This is a genomic window from Photorhabdus luminescens subsp. luminescens, assembly GCF_001083805.1.
GTDB classification, from domain to species: Bacteria; Pseudomonadota; Gammaproteobacteria; order Enterobacterales; family Enterobacteriaceae; genus Photorhabdus; species Photorhabdus luminescens.
This window is the reverse complement of sequence record NZ_JXSK01000004.1, coordinates 270,022-291,752: the sequence shown is the minus strand read 5'-3', so window position 1 is coordinate 291,752 and position 21,731 is coordinate 270,022. Positions and strand designations below refer to the sequence as shown.

Below are 21,731 nucleotides of genomic sequence, written 5' to 3'. Positions count from 1 at the left end.
CAGATTTTATTCTTCTTCGAGGTTAGGTATTGGCGCATCATCCGGTATCGTAACATAAACCTGAATAATTCTTCGGCTATCGGCCATAGCTACTTTAAAGAGATAACCATTGATATCAACGGACTCCCCTCTGGCGGGCAAATGACCGAATGCCTGCATAACCAGACCGCCAATAGTATCCACTTCTTCATCACTAAATTGGGTGCTAAAGGCTTCATTAAAGTCTTCAATCTGAGTTAGCGCTCGTACCGTATAGGTATGACGGCTCAAGGAACGAATATCGACATCTTCTTCTTCATCGTATTCGTCTTCAATTTCACCGACGATCAATTCAAGAATATCTTCGATAGTGACTAGGCCCGACACACCACCAAACTCATCAATGACAATTGCCATATGATAACGTTGAGAACGGAATTCTTTCAGCATGCGGTCAACCCGTTTACTTTCAGGTACAACGACAGCCTGACGCAGAACCTTATCTATGCTGAATGGTGGGGCATCGGTGCGCATAAATGGCAATAGGTCTTTTGCCATTAACATCCCTTCAATATGATCTTTGTCTTCACTGATCACGGGGAAACGAGAGTGAGCCGAATCGATAATGACATCCAGACATTCGTCCAGGGTTTGATTACGTTTTAAGGTAACGATTTGAGAACGGGGAATCATGATATCCCGGACACGCTGATCGGAAATATCCATTACTCCTTCGAGCATATCGCGGGTATCAGGATCAATCAGATCGTTTTGTTCAGAGTCACGGATCAATTCCACCAGCTCGTCACGGCTTTTTGGCTCACCGTGAAAAAGCTGGTTGAGAAGAAGAGTGAAAAACCCTTTCTTAGGGCCAGGGTTGTCGTTACTTGAAGGATGGTCGTCGCTCATGGCGTTTTAATGAAAATTTCCCACTAAATTAAGTTATTGTTGGTATTTTTTAGCATAAAAATGGTACGAATGGTTACTCTTTTTCTGCAAGGTAGGGGTCAGCATAACCTAACTCTTGCATAATTTCTGTTTCCAAAGATTCCATTTCTTCCGCTTCATCATCTTCGATATGGTCATAACCCAGCAAATGTAGGCAGCCGTGTACAACCATATGCGCCCAATGTTCTTCTACGGTTTTTTGTTGCTCCTCCGCTTCTTTTTCAACAACCTGACGACAGATAATGAGATCGCCAAGCAGGGGCAAATCAACTTCTGGTGGTGCTTCAAATGGGAAAGATAACACATTTGTTGGCTTATCTTTACCACGGTAGGTCAGATTTAAATCGTGGCTTTCTGCCTCATCAACAATGCGGATAGTGACTTCACTTTCAGATTGAAATTGAGGTAAAACCCCATCCAGCCAGCGCTGGAACAGGGTTTCTTCAGGAAGACCTTGTGAATGTTCACAAGCAATTTGTAAATCAAGTATTACTGAACTCATTGTGCTTCCTGCTTGCGTTGCTCACTGAGTGCCTGTTTGCGTTTTTGCTCAGTTGCTTCCCACTCTTCATAGGCAATGACAACTTTGGCAACAACCGGGTGACGGACAACATCATCACTATGGAAAAAGTTGAAACTCAGCTCGCCGACGCCTGATAGAACTTCAATGGCATGGCGTAGGCCGGATTTCTGCCCACGAGGTAGGTCGATCTGTGTAACGTCACCGGTAACAACCGCTTTGGAGTTGAAGCCGATACGGGTCAGGAACATTTTCATCTGTTCGATGGTCGTGTTCTGGCTTTCATCCAGAATAATAAAAGCGTCGTTTAAGGTTCGTCCACGCATATAAGCTAATGGTGCAACTTCAATAACGTTACGCTCGATCAGCTTCTCAACTTTTTCAAAACCTAGCATTTCAAACAAGGCATCGTAGAGTGGGCGCAGGTACGGATCAACTTTTTGGCTCAGGTCACCCGGTAGAAAACCCAATTTTTCACCTGCTTCTACCGCTGGACGGGTTAGCAAGATACGGCGGATTTCCTGTCGTTCCAGTGCATCAACCGCAGCAGCAACGGCCAGATAAGTTTTTCCCGTGCCGGCAGGACCAATCCCAAACGTAATATCATGGCTAAGAATATTAGCAATGTATTGTGCCTGATTGGGTGTGCGTGGTTTCACCATGCCGCGTTTGGTGCGAATGTTAACGGCTTTACCGTATTCGGGTATGCTCTCGGCGGTTTGTTCCAGAACTCGGCTCTCGGTAATTGCCAGATGAATCTGTTCTGGTTTGATATCAGGGATCACACCACGGACAGGGGAGGTTTCCGCATATAAATGCCGTAGGATATTAGTGGCTGCGCTAACGCACAGTGGTTTGCCCATCAGTTTAAAACGGTTATCACGACGGCTAATTTCAATACCTAACCGGCGTTCAAGCTGTTTTAAATTGTCATCAAACGGACCACTCAGGCTCATTAGGCGCTGATTATCGGCTGGTTCGAGGAAAATTTCCTGAGTTGCTATTTGTGAATGAATTTGTTGAATCACTGATTATCTCTATATTTAGGGCTGATAAGTGCCGACCCCGATTTCATCTTCTTTACGGGTACGGGCTATAACGGACTCAGGTGATTCGTGTGTACGAAGATCCATTTGATCTTCGGTACGGATAACTTTACCGCGTAGTGAGTTGGCGTAGACATCAACAATTTCAACATCAACGAATTTGCCAATCATATCAGGCTGGCCTTCAAAGTTGACAACCCGATTGTTTTCGGTACGGCCAGAAAGTTCCATCACATTCTTACGGGAAGTTCCTTCAACCAGAATACGTTGTACACTGCCCAACATAGCACGGCTGTAGCTCATTGCTTGTTGGTTGATACGTTGTTGTAACAGGTAAAGACGCTGTTTCTTCTCTTCTTCGCTGACATCATCAGGCAGATCCGCTGCCGGCGTTCCTGGACGAGCAGAATAGATGAAGCTGTAGCTCATATCGAAATTGACATCAGCGATCAGTTTCATGGTTTTCTCGAAGTCATCTTGGGTTTCACCTGGGAATCCGATAATGAAGTCAGAGCTTATCAAGATATCAGGACGTGCTTTACGCAGTTTGCGGATAATGCTTTTATACTCAAGGGCGGTGTGGGCACGTTTCATCAACGTTAGAATACGGTCTGAACCACTTTGCACCGGTAGATGCAGGAAGCTAACCAATTCCGGTGTATCTTCGTAAACAGCAATAATATCGTCTGTAAACTCAATTGGGTGACTGGTCGTAAAGCGAATACGGTCAATACCATCTATAGCGGCTACTAAACGAATTAACTCAGCGAAAGAGCAGATGTCGCCATCATAAGTGGCGCCCCGATAAGCATTCACATTCTGACCGAGAAGATTAACTTCACGTACACCTTGCGCGGCAAGTTGCGCAATTTCAAACAGAACATCATCACATGGGCGGCTAACTTCTTCTCCGCGGGTATAAGGTACGACGCAGAAAGTACAGTATTTGTTGCAGCCTTCCATAATGGAAACGAATGCAGACGGACCTTCAGCGCGTGGTTCAGGAAGGCGGTCAAATTTCTCAATTTCTGGGAAGCTGATATCAACAACCGGGCTGCGAGTGCCTTTCACCTGATTGATCATCTCAGGTAAACGGTGCAATGTTTGCGGTCCGAAAATAATATCTACACATTGAGCGCGTTGACGGATGAAATCCCCTTCCTGAGAGGCTACACAGCCACCGACTCCAATGATGATATCTGGATTAGTATCTTTTAGGTTTTTCCAGCGGCCTAATTGATGGAAAACCTTTTCCTGTGCTTTTTCGCGGATTGAACAGGTATTTAATAGTAAAATGTCTGCTTCTTCGGCGACATCGGTTAACTGATAACCGTGAGTACTTTCCAGCAGGTCGGCCATTTTAGATGAATCATATTCATTCATCTGACAGCCCCAAGTTTTAATATACAGTTTTTTTATCGTCGACATTTTCTTGTGCATCCGAGCTTTCTACCGTGCTGAAAGGTGTTATTACACGGCAAAAGCAATTGTGTATTAGGCATAAAGTTGTCGGATATTGTAGTCATTTGCAGGAGCAGTGACCAGACTGTTAAACAGGATATTCTCTACCGGAGAATTAAAAATTCGGTACACTGTACTAATCAATGGGTTAATAGCATGGCTGAGATGAATAATTCACAACAGATTTTTGATGTAGTGGTGGTTGGTGCTGGCATGATCGGCGCTGCAACAGCATTGGGGTTGGCACAGGAAGGTTGGACAGTTGCTTTATTGGATCATCAACCGCCACAATCATATGATGCACAGAGTCAACCTGATGTACGTGTGTCAGCGATCAGTTGTGCTTCTGTAGATTTGTTCAAACAACTTGGCGCGTGGGATGCGGTATTACAGATGCGCAGCGCGCCGTATCGAACATTAGAGACTTGGGAGCAGAATGATTCTAATTTGGTGTTTGATGCACAAAGTCTAGGGCTGCCTGAATTGGGCTATATGGTTGAAAACCGTATTTTGCAATTGGCTCTGTGGCAGCAGTTTGATAAATATCCTAATTTGACTTTGCTGTGCCCGGCAGTATTGCAATCAATGCAGCGGCAGAAAGAGGGGTGGTTAGTGACTCTGGCTGACGGATCGGAAATGACTGCCCGCTTGATTGTCGGGGCTGATGGTGCGCGTTCTCAGGTTCGGCAAATGGCGGGAATTGGCAGTCGTGGCTGGCAATACAGACAGTCTTGTATGTTGATCACAGTAAAAACAGAACGGCCGCAGCAGGATATTACCTGGCAGCAGTTTTTTCCCTCTGGTCCAAGAGCGTTTCTTCCACTGTTTGATCAATGGGCCTCGCTGGTATGGTACGACAAACCGGCACGCATACGACAATTACAGGCAATGTCAATGGCTCAACTTGAACAGGAGATTTTCCAGGCATTTCCTGTACGGTTAGGTAAAGTGACTCCTGTTGCCGCCGGTTCATTTCCTTTGGCTCGTCATCATGCTAACAGTTATGTTCGTGAAGGATTAGTGTTGTTGGGTGATGCGGCTCATACCATTAATCCACTGGCTGGACAGGGAGTAAATCTTGGTTATCGGGATGTGAATACTCTGCTTAATATTTTGGTAAGGGCGAAGGAATTAACAGAGCAGTGGGATTCATTGGAGGTATTGATGCGTTATCAACGTCGCAGAATGCCGGATAACCTAATGATGCAAGCTGGAATGGATCTATTTTACACCGTGTTCAGTAATGAGTTGCCAGGGCTGAAAGTCGCTCGTAATCTGGCGCTGATGGCAGCTCAACGGGCTGGCGTAATGAAAAAAGCGGCGCTTAAGTATGCACTGGGATTGTAACGTATAAATTGGTATTGAAGCTCACAAGCACGTCGTAAATCTATTTATGGCGTGGATAATTTGCTTTTTTTAATATGCAGTTAATTGACAGGAGAGAAAAGTAACACATTGATAAATATGGCTGGGGTACCAGGATTCGAACCTGGGAATGCTGGAATCAGAATCCAGTGCCTTACCGCTTGGCGATACCCCAATGAATGGTGGCTACGACGGGAATCGAACCTGTGACCCCAGCATTATGAGTGCTGTGCTCTAACCAGCTGAGCTACGTAGCCTTATTTTGATGCGAGAAATTCACGACAAAACATTGAGTGAACAACATTCAGTTAATGGCTGGGGTACCAGGATTCGAACCTGGGGATGCCAGGATCAAAACCTGGTGCCTTACCGCTTGGCGATACCCCAACTGAAAGTAGTTACTGTACAACGTGTTGTCAGAATTGTGTTATCAGGATTATGGCTGGGGTACCAGGATTCGAACCTGGGAATGCCAGGATCAAAACCTGGTGCCTTACCGCTTGGCGATACCCCATCTGAATAACGACAACTCGATGAATGAATGGTGCGGGAGGCGAGACTTGAACTCGCACACCTTGCGGCGCCAGAACCTAAATCTGGTGCGTCTACCAATTTCGCCACTCCCGCAAAGATGGTGGCTACGACGGGAATCGAACCTGTGACCCCAGCATTATGAGTGCTGTGCTCTAACCAGCTGAGCTACGTAGCCATCTTTTTTGCATTACCTTCATCGGCGTTGCGGGGCGCATTATGCGTATATCAGCTAAATGCGTCAACTGCTTTTTTCTCGAAATCTGCTTAAAGTCGCTTGTTTGTTTGGCATATAAGCATTTTGCTGACAAAACCAACAAAAAATGGTGTTACCCTTCGAGTAAGTGTTGTAACAGAACACCATTAAGCATAGCACGTTTAGTCAGAGCGAAGGCGCCAATAGCAGAACAGTGAACTAATTCAGAAACAACGATCGGCAGATCTTGACGAAATTCTTTCAAGACTTGAGAGTTGATACAACTTTGAATAGCGGGTAAGAGCACTTTCTGAGCTTCAGTAATTTCTCCCGCCAGAACAACCTTCTGTGGATTAAATAAATTAATCGCGATAGAGATGGCTTTACCGAGGTAATGGCCGACACTTTTTATCACTTCAGAGGCTAGAGGGTCATTTTGATTAGCGGCTTGGCAGATAGCTCTGATATTGCAATTATTCAATGTTAGCTGGCTTGGAAAACCTTGCTTTAATTGATGCTGAACTCGTGCTTCTATTGCTGAGTTAGCGGCGATAGTTTCCAGGCAGCCAAAATTGCCGCAGTGACAGCGTTCACCGAGTGGATCAATTTGAATATGACCAATTTCACCTAAGTTTCCTCTATTATTGAGAAGTATCTGGTTATTGATAATCACCCCGGCGCCGGTACCTCGATGAATACGTACCAATATTGAGTCTTCACAATTACGGGTGGCGCCGAAATAGTGTTCAGCTAATGCCAAACTGCGAATATCATGACCAACAAAACAGGTAATGTTGAAATGCTTTTTCAAATTATCGACCAGAGTCCAGTGAGTCACTTTAATATGGGGCATATAACGGACGATGCCAGTATCTGGGTCAACTAATCCCGGCAGAATAACTGAAATGGCGATGAGTTCACGGATCCTTGGTTGATTTTGTTGAATAAAGTTTTCTATTGCGTTGATGAGCTGGTTTTCAACTTTTTGCTGAGTGGCTTCAGGCAGTGGATAATGTTCTTCAACCAAGGCTTTACCACTCATATCATAAAGAGCAAGAGTAGCATCATGGCGGCCAAGACGAACACCGATAGTATGGAAGTGACGATTTTCTGTAACGATGGAAATGGCGCGGCGGCCTCCGGTGGAGGCTTGCTGATCGACTTCTTTAACCAAGCCCCGTTCGAGTAGCTGACGAGTAATTTTAGTCACACTGGCTGGCGCAAGTTGACTTTGCTCAGCAATTTGAATGCGAGAGATTGGCCCTTGTTGATCAATCAACCGATATACCACAGCCCCGTTAAGTTGCTTTACAAGGTCAATATTACCAATTTGTTTTTGTGTGTTGTTATAATTCATCAGCTATTTCGTCCGTCAAAGTTCAGTTTCTTTTCCGTTAACAATGGTCTTGCGGATTTTAAAGTCGTGACTGAAAACACTAAGGTTAGCGATTTTCCCGGTTTCGACGGCGCCAAGATATTTATCAACACCAATTGCGCGGGCAGGGTAGAGAGTTGCCATTCTCAGTGCTTCATCTAGTGCAATACCAACATGTTCAACGCTATTTTTAACGGCATCCATCATAGTGAGAGAGGAGCCGCTTAGAACGCCGTTTTGATCAACACATAATCCGTTGCGATAGTATATGGTCTTACCTGCGAAGGTGAAATGCGCCATTTTACAGGTGGTAGGATCGAGCCCGGCAGGAGCCGTCGCATCCGTTACCAAAATTAATTTATCATTTTTCAAACGTTTAGTATTACGAATATTGGGCCATGAAACGTGCAAACCATCAGCGATGATTCCAGCATAGATTTCAGGTGTATCAAAGATAGCGCCAATCAAGCCAGGTTGACGCCCGGAAATAGCTGGCATGGCATTATAAAGATGGGTTGAGATAGTAATCCCGTTTTGGAATCCCTGTCGGGCTTCTTCATAACTGGCATTTGAATGACCGGCGGAAACAACAATACCGGCTTCTACCAACTGCTGAATATATTTTTGTTCAACCATTTCCGGTGCGAGGGTCAACTTAGTGATGACATCAGCGTTATCGCACAGAAAATTTATCATTTTAGATGTAGGTTTACGAATAAGTTCTGGATTATGAGTGCCTTTCTTTACCGGATTGAGATAAGGCCCTTCCAGATGCAGGCCTAAAGCTTGATGTCGATTATGCTTAAGATAAGTGCGCATTACTTCAACAGAAGCCATCATCAATTCGTCTGTGCTGGTAATCAGAGTTGGTAAGTAGCTGGTGCAGCCAGAGCGTTCATTAGTGCTTTGCATGATATCCAGCGTTTTTTCTGAAATGTTTTCCAACTGATCGTTGAACTGAACGCCGCCACAGCCATTCACTTGCAGATCAATAAAGCCGGGGGAAAGAATTGCGCCATTTAGATCACGTTTTTCAATATGTTCGGGCAATTGTTGTGTTGGGCAAATGTGTTTAATTAAGCCGTCTGCAATTATAACGGCATGCTCATCTAATCTGTTATGACCGGTATATATGATGCAGTTGGTTAAAGCATACATCTGAGCCTCCTATGGGATCGGGAGATGATGATTGAAGGTAATGACGGTAATCAGGCTGCGTAGATTTTTATTTTTTACTGGCGAATTCGCCGATAATATCTGCTTCCAGTTGGTAGAAGTATTTGACTGTTTTTACCTTCAATTCCATTGTTGCCGGTTCGTCACAGACAATGATGGATTTAGGGTGCATTTGCAGACAGCTTATTGTCCACATATGGTTGACATTGCCTTCAATTGCCGCCTGAATGGCTTGGGCCTTATTTAGACCTGTTGCCAGGATCATAATTTCTTCTGCATCCATTAACGTACCTACACCTACGGTCAGGGCGTATTTAGGCACCTGATTAATATCGTTATCGAAGAAGCGGGAGTTAGCTGTACGGGTTTCTACGGTAAGTGTTTTAATGCGTGTACGGGAAGTCAAGGATGACGCAGGCTCATTGAAAGCAATATGACCGTCGTTACCGACACCTCCTATAAATAGATGAATTTGGCCGTAAGATTTAATTTTGTCTTCATAACGTTGACATTCCGCTTCGACATCAGAGGTATTACCATTGAGTAGATTGATATTTTCTTTTGGGATATCAATATGATCAAAGAAATTCTGGTGCATAAACCTATGGTAGCTTTGGGGATGATTTTCGGCAATACCGACATATTCATCCATATTGAATGTCACGACATGTTTAAAACTGACTTTCCCTGCTTTATGCAGAGCAATGAGTTCTTTATAAGTTGCCAGTGGTGTACTGCCGGTTGGCAACCCCAAAAGAAAAGGATGCTCGGCGGTGGGGTTAAATGCATTGATTTTGCTAACGATATAGTGTGCGGACCATTTACCAACGTCACTTGCATTCGTTAGGGGGATCAGCCTCATAAGTGCCTCTTAAAACAAGAAATTATAGCGGTTGGATAAATTAGCTGATTAACTAATCTTCTTATCGTGCGAATACTTAAATCATTTGTATAAGCAAGAGATATGCTGTACCTCAAAGATATTTTTTATCTTAAAATAAGATCCAAAAAATAGCCAGAAAATTCCTGGCGGAAGTGATGATTTTTACGGATTTTATCACTTATTAAGCCACCTTATTTTTGCAAGAAAAATAAAAGGGAACGAGAGATGTGTTCCCTTTTAAGTTCGAGGTGTTTTTAACTACAACCTTTTGTTTAACCTATCTGAAGGTAGTTGAGTACGTATCTGCTCGGCAATGCTTTCTGCCTGGGGGCCCAATACAACTTGAACACTTTGTTTACCTATTTTCAGTACGCCTTTTGCGCCTAATTGTTTTAACCGGTGTTCATCCAATTGTGTATTGTCTTCAACGGTTAAGCGAAGACGGGTAATACAGGCGTCTACCGTATGAATATTTTGTGCGCCGCCAAGAGCGGTAATGTAGTGTTGGATTGTTTCGTTATCTTGGGCGGCGGAAACCGCTTGAGTTGTCTCTTCAATTTCGCGGCCTGGCGTACGGAAGTTGAAAATACGAATCATGAGGGTGAAGCAAACAAAGTACAGCACAAAGAACAAGGCGATTAACGGGATTAATAACCACGGCTTAGTTGCCAGACCCCAGCTCAATACAAGGTCAATTAATCCGGCAGAGAATCCAAAGCCATGCAGAATACCCAATGAATTGACGATAACCATGCTAACGCCAGCTAATATTGCATGCAGAACATATAAAGCTGGAGCTAGGAATAAGAATGAAAATTCTATTGGTTCCGTTATACCGGTTAAGAATGCTGTCAACGCGACGGATAATAGCATCCCGCCGATCTGAGGACGACGTTCCTTTGGTGCTGCGAAATACATTGCCAGTGCAGCGCCGGGCAAACCACCCATAAAAATAGGATAAGCCCAGGCCATGTAAACTCCAGCATGTGGATCACCGGCAAAGAAACGGTTCAAATCGCCGCGGCTCATATCGGTGGCTATTTGGGTAATCGTTGAGCCATCAATACCGGGAACTGCTGCGCCGATGGTCAGAGAACGGGCAACATCTGGCGCCAGGCAGATATTATGTACAGAACTGGCTAAGTCATAAGTAATTTTCAGACAGTCACCCAAACTAAACCAAAAAACAGAATGCAGGATATAGTGCAAACCAAATGGAATGAGAGAGCGGTTAAGCACACCATAAGTAAACCATCCGACCGTACCGCTCTTTGATACTAAAAGGCTAAAAGAATCAATACCGTGCTGGACATATGGCCATGCATAACCACATATCCACGCAATGAATAGACAAATAATGCCTGTCATGATGGGGACTAATCGCTTGCCTGCGAAGAAGGCAAGAAACTCTGGCAAACGTGTATCTGAAAAACGGTTATAACAGTGACCAGCAACAATACCCGAGATAATTCCGGCGAAAAAAGACATATTGATAGTCGAGTCTATGACGGACGTGGCTTTAGTGAGTACTAAAAAGCCAACTACACCTGCCAGTGCGGCAGCGCCAGCATTATCTTTTGCTAAGCCTACTGCGATACCTAGTGCAAATAGCAGAGGAAGGTTTTCAAAAATACCACCGCCAGCGCTGGCGATGAAAGGAATATTAAATACATCGGGTTGGCCGAAACGTAGCAAAAGCGCAGCTACGGGAAGCGTGGCAATGGGAAGCATTAATGCTTTTCCCAATCGCTGCAAATAATTGAATATACCCATAATGCTTACCTTAGTTGTAGGACGTTTTATTGAAAAAATAGCTCGCTATGAACAACAGCAATACAACTTATTTTTAGTTGAAAAATAATAAAAAGCTACACATAAATGAGTAATTGTGATCACTGTAGCGATATTGTTTAAAATTGCATAAATTAAGTCATCTGTAGTAAACGGATTCAAACTTTCAATTGAATTAACATAATGATTTATTTGATTTTATGGCTTTTAGCTATCGAAATAGATTGAGTGACATAAAACTTGATTATGAAAAACATATAATTAGACAAGAAAATCACAGGAAAGTACTGATAACCGTTTTATAAATGGGAGCCTGTCTGTGCACATTGATTTGGCGAATAGTTGAAGTGTCATTATAGACACTCAGAAATGGTTTTTTTGTTTGTCATATCATTTATTGAGATTTCTTTTATTAGTCTAATTGTAAATTTATTTTCAAATAAATATCCATTAGAATCATGGTGTAATTTAGATTATTATTAATATTGTTTCAATTATAAATTTTTATATATAATTATTTATTATATTTTTAGAGTGGAAGTATTAATTAATAGATAATTTATAAATTTAAAATATAGATTTATTTTAATCTTATCAAATAGTTATTTCTAATAGGTATAGTGCCAATTATTTATTCTTTAAAATTGGTGGTTATTATTCATAAATATTTATTATGGTTGAATTAAATATTAAAAACGGTTTCACTGATTATTTCATATCGTAAATTACTCAATGCTACTTCGTTTTCACGGATAATTATCATAAAACGTACTGTATTGTTGATATGTGCTATTGTTGAGTGTTTTTTCGACATTAAGAAAGTTCTATTCTTAACTATTTGTTCTATATAAGATTATAGGAACTTGGATAAATGAGTTTGGATTGCTAAGTATCGTGCTTATTTTTCAGTAAAAAATTATAAAAACTGTTCCTTTTCGACAAAGAGTCGTTTTTTCGCCTCAACTTTGCACTGAATCGCCATTTTACATGAACAAACGGTTGTTTCTCATCACTGCTTGTTGGATTATAGGCGGTTATGTGACGCATTTTTGCATTATTGAGGTATAAAAAATGAGTGAGGCAGACGCCCGCCCGACAAACTTTATTCGTCAGATAATTGACGAAGATTTGGCAACTGGTAAACATACATTGGTACATACTCGTTTCCCGCCTGAACCCAATGGTTATCTGCATATTGGTCATGCGAAATCTATCTGTCTGAACTTTGGTGTTGCAAAAGACTATCAGGGCCAGTGTAATCTGCGTTTTGATGATACCAACCCAGTTAAGGAAGATGTTGAATACGTCGATTCTATTAAAAATGACGTTCAGTGGTTAGGTTTTGAGTGGAGTGGCGATATTCGCTACTCTTCTAATTATTTCGATACGCTGTATCAATATGCTATTGAATTGATCAACAAAGGTTTGGCTTATGTTGATGAATTGAGTCCGGAAGAGATCCGTGAATATCGTGGCACATTGAAAGAGCCAGGTAAAAACAGTCCGTACCGTGACCGCAGTATTGAAGAAAATTTGGTGTTGTTCGAAAAAATGCGTGCCGGTGAATTTGACGAAGGCAAAGCTTGTCTGCGTGCCAAAATTGATATGGCATCACCTTTCATTGTGATGCGTGATCCGGTTTTGTACCGGATTAAATTTGCAGAACATCATCAATGCGGTGATAAATGGTGCATCTACCCAATGTACGATTTTACTCACTGTATTTCTGATGCGCTTGAAGGGATTACACATTCGCTGTGTACGCTGGAGTTTCAGGATAACCGCCGCCTGTACGACTGGGTGCTGGAAAATATCACCATTGATTGCCACCCTCGGCAGTATGAATTCTCGCGTTTAAATCTTGAATACACGGTTATGTCTAAGCGTAAGTTGAATCTGCTGGTGACAGATAAGATTGTTGAAGGTTGGGATGACCCACGTATGCCAACGATCTCAGGCTTGCGTCGTCGTGGTTATACTGCCGCATCTGTTCGTGAATTCTGTCGTCGTATTGGTGTCACCAAGCAGGACAACAATGTGGAAATGGCAGCGTTGGAATCTTGTATCCGTGATGATCTGAACGAAAATGCCCCTCGTGCAATGGCGGTTCTCGATCCGGTTAGATTAGTGATCGAAAATATGCCGGAAGGGGAGCAGATTTTGAGTATGCCTAATCATCCGAACAAACCGGAGATGGGTAGTCGTGAAGTGCCATTTAGCCGTGAGATCTATATTGATCGGGCAGATTTCCGCGAAGAAGCGAATCGTCAATATAAGCGTCTGGTATTGGGTAAAGAAGTTCGTCTGCGTAACGCTTATATCATTAAAGCGGAGCGCGTTGAGAAAGATGCTGACGATAATATTACGACAATCTATTGCAGCTACGATGAGCAAACGTTGAATAAAGATCCAGCGGATGGCCGGAAAGTAAAAGGTGTTATTCATTGGGTTAGCGCGGCTCATGCGGTTCCCGCGGAATTCCGTCTGTATGATCGTCTGTTCAGTGTACCAAACCCAGGCGCAGAAGATGATTTTCTGGCGACAATTAACCCAGAATCATTAGTGATCCGTCAGGGCTTTGTTGAGCCGAGTTTAGTGGATGCTAAGTCGGAACAAACTTATCAGTTTGAGCGTGAAGGCTATTTCTGCGCTGATAGTTGTCATTCTAGTGCAGAAAATTTGGTATTTAACCGTACTGTTGGTCTGCGTGATACCTGGGCAAAGATTTCTCAGGATTAATTAAGATAATGAACTGTACCTCACAAGTTGGACATTTAATCCAGCAATTGAGGTGCAGTTTTTTTGTGTATACCCGTCATCTTTCAAATTGCCTCTTTGTTGGCTGCGCTCACTCACCCCGGTCACATAGTTATCTATGCTCCCGGGGATTCGCTCCCTTGCCGTCGCGATGCATCTTGAAATCCATTGGGTATATATAAGTTATTGATAAATAATTTATTTCTCTTTTGGGAATAAATTATCTGCCATGAAATCGACAAAAGCTCTGACTTTAGGTAATACCCAACGGTTAGATGGCCAGAGAACACGGAAGATGGTTGAAGTACCCGCCCATTTATCCAGGATGGTTAACAATGCACCGCTAGCCAAGGCTTGTTTAACGGTAAAATCAGGCAAACAGGCGATGCCGTGACCTTGGATCGCCATGTGTAGCAGTGTTTCGACATGATTGCTGGTTATTTTTGCTTGAAGATGTATGTCTATTTCAGATTTTCCTAAGCACAGTGGCCATTTTTCTAAAAGACCGGTAGTTGGAAAACGATGCATCAAGCAGGCGTGGTGCAATAATTCTCCGGGGTGTGATGGTTTACCGTGTTGTGCAAAGTAGCTTGGAGCGCCAACGTAGACAAAATGGCTAGACCCTATACGTTTATTCATTAATCGTGAATCATTTAGTTCTCCAGTGCGAACAACGGCGTCGAACCCTTCATCGATAACATCAACTAATCGATCACTAAAATCCAGTTCTAGTTCTATCTGTGGGTAACAAGCGGCAAAAGCAGATAATACGGGTAACATCAGGTTACTGAGCGATGGCAAACTTACTCGCAGGCGGCCTTGAGGGACAGAGATGGAGCTTAATAGTTCATGTTCCGCAGTGGAAATCTCGTCCAGGATACGTTTGCAGCGCTCAAGGAACAGTGTGCCTTCAGCCGTCAGACTGACACTACGGGTGCTACGTTGAAGCAGACGGACACCTAATTTCTCTTCTAATCGGGATATGCTTTTGCTAACGGACGAAGGAGAGAGTCCGAGTTGCCGGGCTGCTGTCGCGAAGCTACGAGCTTCGGCTACATGGATGAAAATTATGAATCCACTCAAATTATTCATTTGGGCCTCCTGGGATTTTTTTAGGTCACTATTGGTGACAAGAAAGTCACTTCAGAAGTGATTGTAGGTCTATTTATCCACTATTAGCGAATCTGTAGTATGAAATAAAATTCATTTTGTTTTAGCTGCTATATAGCGGAAAGACACACAGATTCAAGGCTGAAAATCGAAATGGTCATGAAAACTAAAATGGATACGGGAGCGAGTGTAAATAAAATTTCACTCGTCTTGTTTTATGGCTGTGATTATCCCTTTGAATATGGTGCGTGATCGAAGCACAGTAGAGCTAAATTGGGTCATTAACATTTATATTCTTACCTACAGCGTTGCAGCAATCTGTGCTAACAGATTGATAGAATTGTATAAACATAGAACGACTATTTTTGGCTTGAGAATAGCCTATATATCATCCATTTCGTCGGTTGAATGTTACTAAAAGGGTTTATTATGGAACTCGCTATCAACACTCAAAACGAGCTTAAAAAAGAAACTGGTTACTTTTTATCTCCACTATGGGAAGACGTTTTCTCTAAAGAACTATTGGAGGAACTTAATTCGAATATATTTCTGGTCGCTTGCCGTTCTGGACAGGTGGACCAGAGTTTATTAAGAAAGTTTATGATCCAGCACCATTACTATTCACAATATTTCACTCGCTATCTCTGCTCATTAATGGGAGGGTTAGCAGACCAAAAAGATTTTACCCTGCTTTCTCACAATCTGTTAGAAGAGCTAACAGGAACCGATGCTGCAAAGGTATCTCACGCAGAGTTATATAAAAAGGCGATGGCGGCTATTAACGCTGCTCCTAAAAGTGACCCGATGCTTAACAGCACTCAGCAACTGATTGATGCTATGTTTCGCCACTGCCGCAGTGATGACTCTCTAAGAGGACTTGCGGCACTGTGTTTAGGCGCTGAGGCAATCGTACCTTTGGTTTATGGCCCGATTTTGGATGCCTTACAATTCATAGAGGCGCCTGATGATGCATTGCATTTCTTTAGAATCCATGTTGAAGAGGATGAAGATCATGCAATTGCGATGAGAAAAATTATTGATCGAATGGTTGAAGAGAAACCTTACCGGAGGGTGGATGTTATAGCCGTTGGTGAAGAAATGGTGCGTTTTCGCATTGCGATGCTTAATGAACTATATCAAAGCAATATCAAGGTAAATACAGATGTGGTGACACTTTTATCCGAATGTGATTGAGGTACTTGGCGTCATAAATGATATGTACAGCAAAAGTACTTGAGATGGTTTCTAGCGATGAAATATCAGCATAAGATGTTGATGGATATATTTCTGGCGAGAGAGATGATACAAACGTTCGTGATCATATATAATGCAATAATTATTGGATTGAATTCATATGATGTCAAAAATAAAAAATGAAATTAGTAATTATTGGTTTTATTGAATGGGGAATTAAATTTAAATGCGAATATTGTAGGATAACAAATTATGCAGCTAATATTGGAAATGGCTGAGAATAAATACTATATTAGAGGGTGTGTGATTATTGTGAATAGCTTTTAAAGTTTCTATGAAGATGATAAGTGAAATTCGAAAACCATATCTAATAATTAGGATTGATTATAAATAAGGTAATATATTGTCAATGGAGTTTTTCATGATAATGCTGTTATCGAAGTTGTAAAATAAAAGTTGACTCTTGTTGAATCTCCCGATGTTTCTGAGTTTGAACGTATGGAGTGGTTCTTTAACATTCACAAAGATGTGTTCCCACCAACTCATTTTCAGTCCACCGGTGTTTTACTAAAAATTCTAGATACCTCTTTTGGCGAATTAGGCTACGGCGTAAGAGTTATTGTTGCCTTAATAGCATTAGAGGTACTATCCATTTGTTGTTTCTGATATTGAAGAAATGATGAACAATACCTTGTTTAGTATAATGCGATATAGGGTAAATAAATTCGTTTCTGTGGGAAATAGCAATATATTTTAAATATTAAAGAATGGTGGAAATTTTGATGCTATTTTTTTGAATGCTAATCTTTTATTTATTCTTGAAAGTCACCATTTTTAAGAGGAAACTTATCATGTGCCTAATAGTCTAGAATATATAATACATAAATGCTTCTTTAAGAAAGTATCTCAATTCTAAAGGGAAGAGGTTTGTGAAGTTTAGCTATTAGGGAAATGGAGCAACGTTTAATCAATGATTCATAGAACATGGTTATAATGATTTTTTTATATGAAGAGAGGGCAATAATTCACAGATATATAAAAATTTTTAACTGATATCTTTGGCCTGAAATATTTATTGCTATATACCCTATGGATTTCAAGATGCTTCGCGGCGGCAAGTGAGCGAATCCCCAGGAGCATAGATAACTATGTGACTGGGGTGAGTGAAAGCAGCCAACAAAGCAGCAGCTTGAAAGATGAAGGGTATAGAACGATAATATAGTCCAACCACCACTGTTATTACTCAGAATGATGCAGTTAATATGATTAAAAAAATTTATAAGTAAACTTGATAGAATTTCTTGCACTTTTTTCAGAACTAATAGATATATAATATAGTATTACCAGGATAATTAGAGAGCATAGGCAGAAATGATGACTGAGATATTTGTAAGATAAAATATTTTGAGTATTATTTCAGAATGAAAATTTCACAATAAACTACGATATTGGAGGTAATTATAGTGAATAAAACATTTTTCTCATCTGGAGACTTTGGCAAAGTTCCCGAAAAATTAATTGAAGATAAGCCTGCTAAATTGATTCATGAAGATGTATTGAATTCTGAAGTGAGCCAAGATTTAAATTTCTCAAATGAAAGACGCCATAAAGTGGCTATGGTTAATTTACCCAGTAAAGTTCTCAGTATGACTCTGGGAGGGTTACAACCTGGACAATCAACCCGTAAACACAGACACAGTTATGAAACTATAATATATATCGTTAATGGTGAAGGGTATTCACTCATTGGTGAACAACATGTTGCGTGGAAAGCCGGTGATGCGATATATGTGCCTGTGTGGGCATGGCATCAGCATGTTAATAGTAGTGCTATTAATGAGGTACTCTATGTTGCATGTGAGAATGCGCCAATGTTACAAAACTTAGGTCTTGCTGTTCGTGAAGAGCTTTAAATTCAAGTAAATATATGTTTTATGTGAAAACAGATAATGATCTAACCGGGATAAAAGCTTATTAGCAACATCCCGGTATTTTATATATATTAATTGCCTTAACTGGATCTTTAATACTATTTATAATATATTTACTGTCATGTGCTGAATGGGGATAATGGTAGTTTCTTCGAGTTTAATTCTGATGGAAATATGCTGCTCACCTCAATTGCTGAGTTTTTTATTTAATTAAAATCGGATTGCTTAACTAAGAATATAAAAAATCACAATGGATAGTTTATTTTTTTGAATATTATCACTGGTAAATAATTTTACATCTATTTTAGTTGGAAAATATTTTTATCAATCAATCTATTTTTTAGTGCGTTTTTTATATTGTTGACTTTGTGTTTTTGTATTATTTTTTATTTTTATATCAATAGCATATATAGTTTTGATTGCGTTTATTTGTAATGTGTTCTCTGTCATGTTTTACAAAAAATCCCTTTTTTACCATTGATAATTAGTGATGCGAAAAATAATCTTTATAGATGTTGATTAAGTGACTTTAATTTTCTTTCTTAATATAAGATTTTTTATTTTATAAATCGATTTACATTTTTGGCAGTAATTCTATGGTTACACATGGCACAAGATTGGCATTTATCTTTCCAAAATGAGAAAGAGATTAAATTCAACATCATCATGCCATTTATTGTCTTCTCATGGCTCATTGTCGCTGCACTCAGTGTTTCTGGGCAGTGACTTACCTTACATAACTTTTGTGTTTGAAAGAGGTAATTAATGAAGAAATTTAAATTGCATACATTAGCAGCACTGACTGCAACAGTTGGACTTATGGGCTTTGCATATGCCTCCCAAACAGCGCAGCAAGTGGTTGATACACTGAGTCAATTAAAAGTTAATTATAAAGTTGTTGATAATCAGGCTGGAGATCACGGCGTTAACTGTGCGGTACTCGGGGCAGACTGGGCTAAATGTAATCGAGTAGATATTACTTTAACCAATGGTAATCAGACGATTGACTCTTCTGACTGGGCGATTTATTTCCACAGTATCCGCCAGGTTCTGAGCGTAGATAATGAACAGTTCAAAATCACGCGCATCACAGGCGATTTACATAGACTGGAGCCAACCGAAAAATTCGCCGGTATTAAAGCTAATGAGCAGGTAAAACTGCCGTTTATTGGAGAGTATTGGCAGATTTACAGTACTGATTTTCTACCCCGCTGGTATGCAACGTCAGGTGATGCGAAGCCTAAAGTGCTTGTTAATACGGATACGGAAGATCTAAGCCAATTTTTATCTGATTTCACCGGTGATCAATGGAAACGCACACAGACAGATAACAATATTCTAATGACGCCTGAAAATCGTTATATGAAGAATTTGCAGGTTAAAAAGGTTGGATCAGAAAAATTGCGTGGGCAAATTATCCCGACCCCAAAAGAGGTTCAGATTTTTACCGAGGATGTTGATTTATCTGGCGGGGTGAGGCTGGAGTTAGGTGGTTTAAATGACGAGGCGGTTATTCTCGTCAGAAAACGTTTTACTGATCAAGGAATTAAATTAGAGAATAGTGGCTACCCCGTTGCGACTCAGATTGTTTCTTCAGATTTTATCGGTGATTGGAAGACTAAAGGGGCTTACCGTCTGAATATTACCCAAAATGGGGCGCAAATTGTCGCTTTTGACCAATCAGGCGTGTTTTACGGTCTTCAATCTCTGTTGTCATTAATTCCGGCTGATGGCGATAGGAAGATTGCTACTTTAACGGCAAAAGATGCGCCCCGCTTTGAATATCGTGGGGTTCTCCTTGATGTAGGGCGTAATTTCCACAGTAAACAGGCTGTTCTGCGTTTGCTTGACCAAATGGCAAGTTACAAACTGAATAAATTCCATATTCATCTGTCTGATGATGAAGGTTGGCGTTTGGAAATTCCTGGATTACCTGAGTTGACGGAAGTTGGCAGCCAGCGGTGTCATGATTTAAGTGAAACTCAATGTTTATTACCACAACTGGGTTCAGGCCCTGATAACAACAATATGGGGAGCGGATATTTCAGCCGTCAAGATTACATTGATATTCTGAGATACGCTAAAGCCCGTTATATCGACGTTATTCCTGAAATTGATATGCCAGCCCATGCTCGTGCCGCCGTTGTTTCTATGGAAGCCCGCTATAAGAAATTAATCGCTCAGGGGAATGTGAAAGGGGCGAATGAATATCGTTTGCTGGACCCAGAGGATACCACCAGAGCAACGTCTGTTCAGCTCTATGATCGTCGCAGTTATTTGAACCCGTGTATGGATTCTTCAAAACGATTTGTTGAGAAAGTCATTGGTGAAATTGCTGCTATGCATCAGGCAGCAGGCTCACCATTGGAGACCTGGCATTTCGGCGGAGATGAAGCGAAGAATATCCGTTTGGGAAATGGATTCCAGGATAAAAATGGCCCTATCGTACCGGGTAAGGGCATTATTGATAAAAGTGTGGAGGATAAACCTTGGGCTAAATCTCCGGTTTGTCAGAAGCTGATAGCACAGGGCGTTGTGAAAGATATTGATCAACTTTCCAGCTACTTTGCAATTGAAGTGAGCAAGATTGTCAATGCTAACGGTATTGAGAGGATGCAGGCATGGCAGGATGGTTTAAAACATGTTGACAGCGCTAAAGATTTTGCCACTAAACGCGTTGGGGTGAATTTCTGGGACACTCTCTACGATGGCGGCTTTGATTCAGTCAATGATTGGGCGAATAAGGGCTATGAGGTGGTGATATCTAACCCAGATTATATTTATCTGGATATGCCATATGAAGTTCATCCGCAGGAGCGTGGCTACTATTGGGCAGCCCGTTTTAACGATGAAGCTAAGATCTTTAGTTTTGCGCCTAATAACGTTCCACAAAATGCTGAAACTTCCGTTGACCGTGACGGTAATGTATTCCGTGCGAAAAGTGATAAGCCGTGGCCGGGCGCTTATGGGCTTTCAGGTCAAGGATGGAGTGAAACGGTTCGGACGGATGAACAGATGGAATATATGATTTATCCACGCTTGTTACCACTGGCAGAACGGGCATGGCGCCGGGCCGGTTGGGAGTTGGATTATGTTCCGGGCCAGGTATATAAGCGGGGAGAAACGTATAAAGTCGATATCGATGCGCTTAATCATGATTGGACCCGGTTCGCTAACCTGATAGGGCAACGTGAACTTAGTAAACTGGATAAAGCAGGCATTGCTTACCGTCTGCCGGTTCCGGGGGCTAAGGTAAAACGTGGCATTTTGCGAGCTAATGTTGCGTTGCCGGGGTTGGTAATTCAGTATTCGACTGATGGCGGCCGTCACTGGGAAGTTTATAACAACCATAAACGTCCAAGAGTGAAAGGTGATGTGTTGATCCGTTCTGTCAGTCCGGATGGTAAACGTTACAGTCGAATTGATAATGTAAAGGCATGATCATGTTGTAGCAATAGGGGAACCCTT

The 21,731-nt window shown here is 41.5% G+C and carries 14 protein-coding genes and 6 tRNA genes; 5 read left to right on the top strand and 15 right to left on the bottom strand.

Annotation, left to right across the window (positions count from 1 at the left end):
* Positions 1 to 6 precede the first annotated feature (6 nt).
* From corC to miaB, 4 genes are all read right to left on the bottom strand, one after another.
* The gene (gene corC / locus TI10_RS12250) at positions 7 to 888 is read right to left on the bottom strand and encodes a CNNM family magnesium/cobalt transport protein CorC (RefSeq protein ID WP_049583623.1); all 882 of its coding nucleotides are present in this window, start codon (positions 886 to 888) and stop codon (positions 7 to 9) included.
* Between the two features lie 73 nt (positions 889 to 961).
* Positions 962 to 1,429 carry an rRNA maturation RNase YbeY gene (gene ybeY / locus TI10_RS12245; protein ID WP_049583622.1) on the bottom strand — a complete coding sequence of 156 codons (468 nt, stop codon included), beginning with the start codon at positions 1,427 to 1,429 and terminating at the stop codon, positions 962 to 964.
* Entirely contained in the window at positions 1,426 to 2,403 is a 978-nt protein-coding gene (locus TI10_RS12240; protein WP_175445350.1) for a PhoH family protein, read from the bottom strand. Before TI10_RS12240 ends, ybeY begins: the two co-directional genes overlap by 4 nt.
* A gap of 87 nt (positions 2,404 to 2,490) precedes the next feature.
* The gene (gene miaB, locus TI10_RS12235) at positions 2,491 to 3,921 is read right to left on the bottom strand and encodes a tRNA (N6-isopentenyl adenosine(37)-C2)-methylthiotransferase MiaB (protein ID WP_036813394.1); all 1,431 of its coding nucleotides are present in this window, start codon (positions 3,919 to 3,921) and stop codon (positions 2,491 to 2,493) included.
* A gap of 198 nt (positions 3,922 to 4,119) precedes the next feature.
* On the opposite strand from miaB, the gene ubiF reads away from it, so the two are divergent.
* A complete protein-coding gene (gene ubiF / locus TI10_RS12230) occupies positions 4,120 to 5,301 on the top strand; it encodes a 3-demethoxyubiquinol 3-hydroxylase (RefSeq protein ID WP_080985051.1) in 1,182 nt (393 codons plus the stop codon).
* A gap of 118 nt (positions 5,302 to 5,419) precedes the next feature.
* Here the strand turns inward: ubiF and TI10_RS12225 are convergent.
* From TI10_RS12225 to nagE, 10 genes are all read right to left on the bottom strand, one after another.
* Positions 5,420 to 5,494 (bottom strand) — tRNA-Gln (locus TI10_RS12225).
* A gap of 5 nt (positions 5,495 to 5,499) precedes the next feature.
* Positions 5,500 to 5,576 (bottom strand) — tRNA-Met (locus TI10_RS12220).
* Positions 5,577 to 5,631: 55 nt separating this feature from the next.
* A tRNA-Gln gene (locus TI10_RS12215) sits at positions 5,632 to 5,706 on the bottom strand.
* 52 nt (positions 5,707 to 5,758) lie between these two features.
* Positions 5,759 to 5,833, bottom strand: a tRNA-Gln gene (locus tag TI10_RS12210).
* A 28-nt stretch (positions 5,834 to 5,861) separates the two neighbouring features.
* Positions 5,862 to 5,946, bottom strand: a tRNA-Leu gene (locus TI10_RS12205).
* A gap of 5 nt (positions 5,947 to 5,951) precedes the next feature.
* Positions 5,952 to 6,028, bottom strand: a tRNA-Met gene (locus tag TI10_RS12200).
* 151 nt (positions 6,029 to 6,179) lie between these two features.
* Positions 6,180 to 7,403: a DNA-binding transcriptional regulator NagC gene (gene nagC / locus TI10_RS12195; RefSeq protein WP_049583620.1), complete on the bottom strand. Its 1,224-nt coding sequence runs from the start codon at positions 7,401 to 7,403 to the stop codon at positions 6,180 to 6,182.
* Between the two features lie 15 nt (positions 7,404 to 7,418).
* Positions 7,419 to 8,579 carry an N-acetylglucosamine-6-phosphate deacetylase gene (nagA, locus tag TI10_RS12190; protein ID WP_049583619.1) on the bottom strand — a complete coding sequence of 387 codons (1,161 nt, stop codon included), beginning with the start codon at positions 8,577 to 8,579 and terminating at the stop codon, positions 7,419 to 7,421.
* A 67-nt stretch (positions 8,580 to 8,646) separates the two neighbouring features.
* A complete protein-coding gene (gene nagB / locus TI10_RS12185; RefSeq protein WP_049583617.1) occupies positions 8,647 to 9,459 on the bottom strand; it encodes a glucosamine-6-phosphate deaminase in 813 nt (270 codons plus the stop codon).
* 279 nt (positions 9,460 to 9,738) lie between these two features.
* A complete protein-coding gene (nagE, locus tag TI10_RS12180) occupies positions 9,739 to 11,253 on the bottom strand; it encodes an N-acetylglucosamine-specific PTS transporter subunit IIBC (protein WP_049583615.1) in 1,515 nt (504 codons plus the stop codon).
* Positions 11,254 to 12,342: 1,089 nt separating this feature from the next.
* On the opposite strand from nagE, the gene glnS reads away from it, so the two are divergent.
* On the top strand, positions 12,343 to 14,010 hold the full coding sequence (gene glnS, locus TI10_RS12175; protein ID WP_049583614.1) for a glutamine--tRNA ligase: 1,668 nt from the start codon (positions 12,343 to 12,345) through the stop codon (positions 14,008 to 14,010).
* A gap of 216 nt (positions 14,011 to 14,226) precedes the next feature.
* Here glnS and TI10_RS12170 read toward each other — a convergent pair whose 3' ends face one another.
* Entirely contained in the window at positions 14,227 to 15,120 is an 894-nt protein-coding gene (locus TI10_RS12170) for a LysR family transcriptional regulator (RefSeq protein ID WP_049583613.1), read from the bottom strand.
* A 447-nt stretch (positions 15,121 to 15,567) separates the two neighbouring features.
* Between TI10_RS12170 and TI10_RS12165 the strand changes: the two genes are divergently transcribed.
* From TI10_RS12165 to TI10_RS12155, 3 genes are all read left to right on the top strand, one after another.
* On the top strand, positions 15,568 to 16,332 hold the full coding sequence (locus tag TI10_RS12165; RefSeq protein ID WP_049583612.1) for a TenA family transcriptional regulator: 765 nt from the start codon (positions 15,568 to 15,570) through the stop codon (positions 16,330 to 16,332).
* A 1,463-nt stretch (positions 16,333 to 17,795) separates the two neighbouring features.
* Positions 17,796 to 18,245, top strand: coding sequence for a cupin domain-containing protein (locus TI10_RS12160; protein WP_080985041.1), 450 nt, complete (start codon positions 17,796 to 17,798; stop codon positions 18,243 to 18,245).
* Positions 18,246 to 19,028: 783 nt separating this feature from the next.
* Positions 19,029 to 21,704: a beta-N-acetylhexosaminidase gene (locus TI10_RS12155; RefSeq protein WP_049583610.1), complete on the top strand. Its 2,676-nt coding sequence runs from the start codon at positions 19,029 to 19,031 to the stop codon at positions 21,702 to 21,704.
* Positions 21,705 to 21,731: the final 27 nt, after the last annotated feature.

Coding starts and splice junctions, on each gene's coding strand:
- corC (WP_049583623.1), bottom strand. CDS start 888: ATGAGCGACGACCATCCTTCAAGTAACGACAACCCTGGCCCTAAGAAA.
- ybeY (WP_049583622.1), bottom strand. CDS start 1,429: ATGAGTTCAGTAATACTTGATTTACAAATTGCTTGTGAACATTCACAA.
- TI10_RS12240 (WP_175445350.1), bottom strand. CDS start 2,403: ATGAGCCTGAGTGGTCCGTTTGATGACAATTTAAAACAGCTTGAACGC.
- miaB (WP_036813394.1), bottom strand. CDS start 3,921: ATGTCGACGATAAAAAAACTGTATATTAAAACTTGGGGCTGTCAGATG.
- ubiF (WP_080985051.1), top strand. CDS start 4,120: ATGAATAATTCACAACAGATTTTTGATGTAGTGGTGGTTGGTGCTGGC.
- nagC (WP_049583620.1), bottom strand. CDS start 7,403: ATGAATTATAACAACACACAAAAACAAATTGGTAATATTGACCTTGTA.
- nagA (WP_049583619.1), bottom strand. CDS start 8,579: ATGTATGCTTTAACCAACTGCATCATATATACCGGTCATAACAGATTA.
- nagB (WP_049583617.1), bottom strand. CDS start 9,459: ATGAGGCTGATCCCCCTAACGAATGCAAGTGACGTTGGTAAATGGTCC.
- nagE (WP_049583615.1), bottom strand. CDS start 11,253: ATGGGTATATTCAATTATTTGCAGCGATTGGGAAAAGCATTAATGCTT.
- glnS (WP_049583614.1), top strand. CDS start 12,343: ATGAGTGAGGCAGACGCCCGCCCGACAAACTTTATTCGTCAGATAATT.
- TI10_RS12170 (WP_049583613.1), bottom strand. CDS start 15,120: ATGAATAATTTGAGTGGATTCATAATTTTCATCCATGTAGCCGAAGCT.
- TI10_RS12165 (WP_049583612.1), top strand. CDS start 15,568: ATGGAACTCGCTATCAACACTCAAAACGAGCTTAAAAAAGAAACTGGT.
- TI10_RS12155 (WP_049583610.1), top strand. CDS start 19,029: ATGAAGAAATTTAAATTGCATACATTAGCAGCACTGACTGCAACAGTT.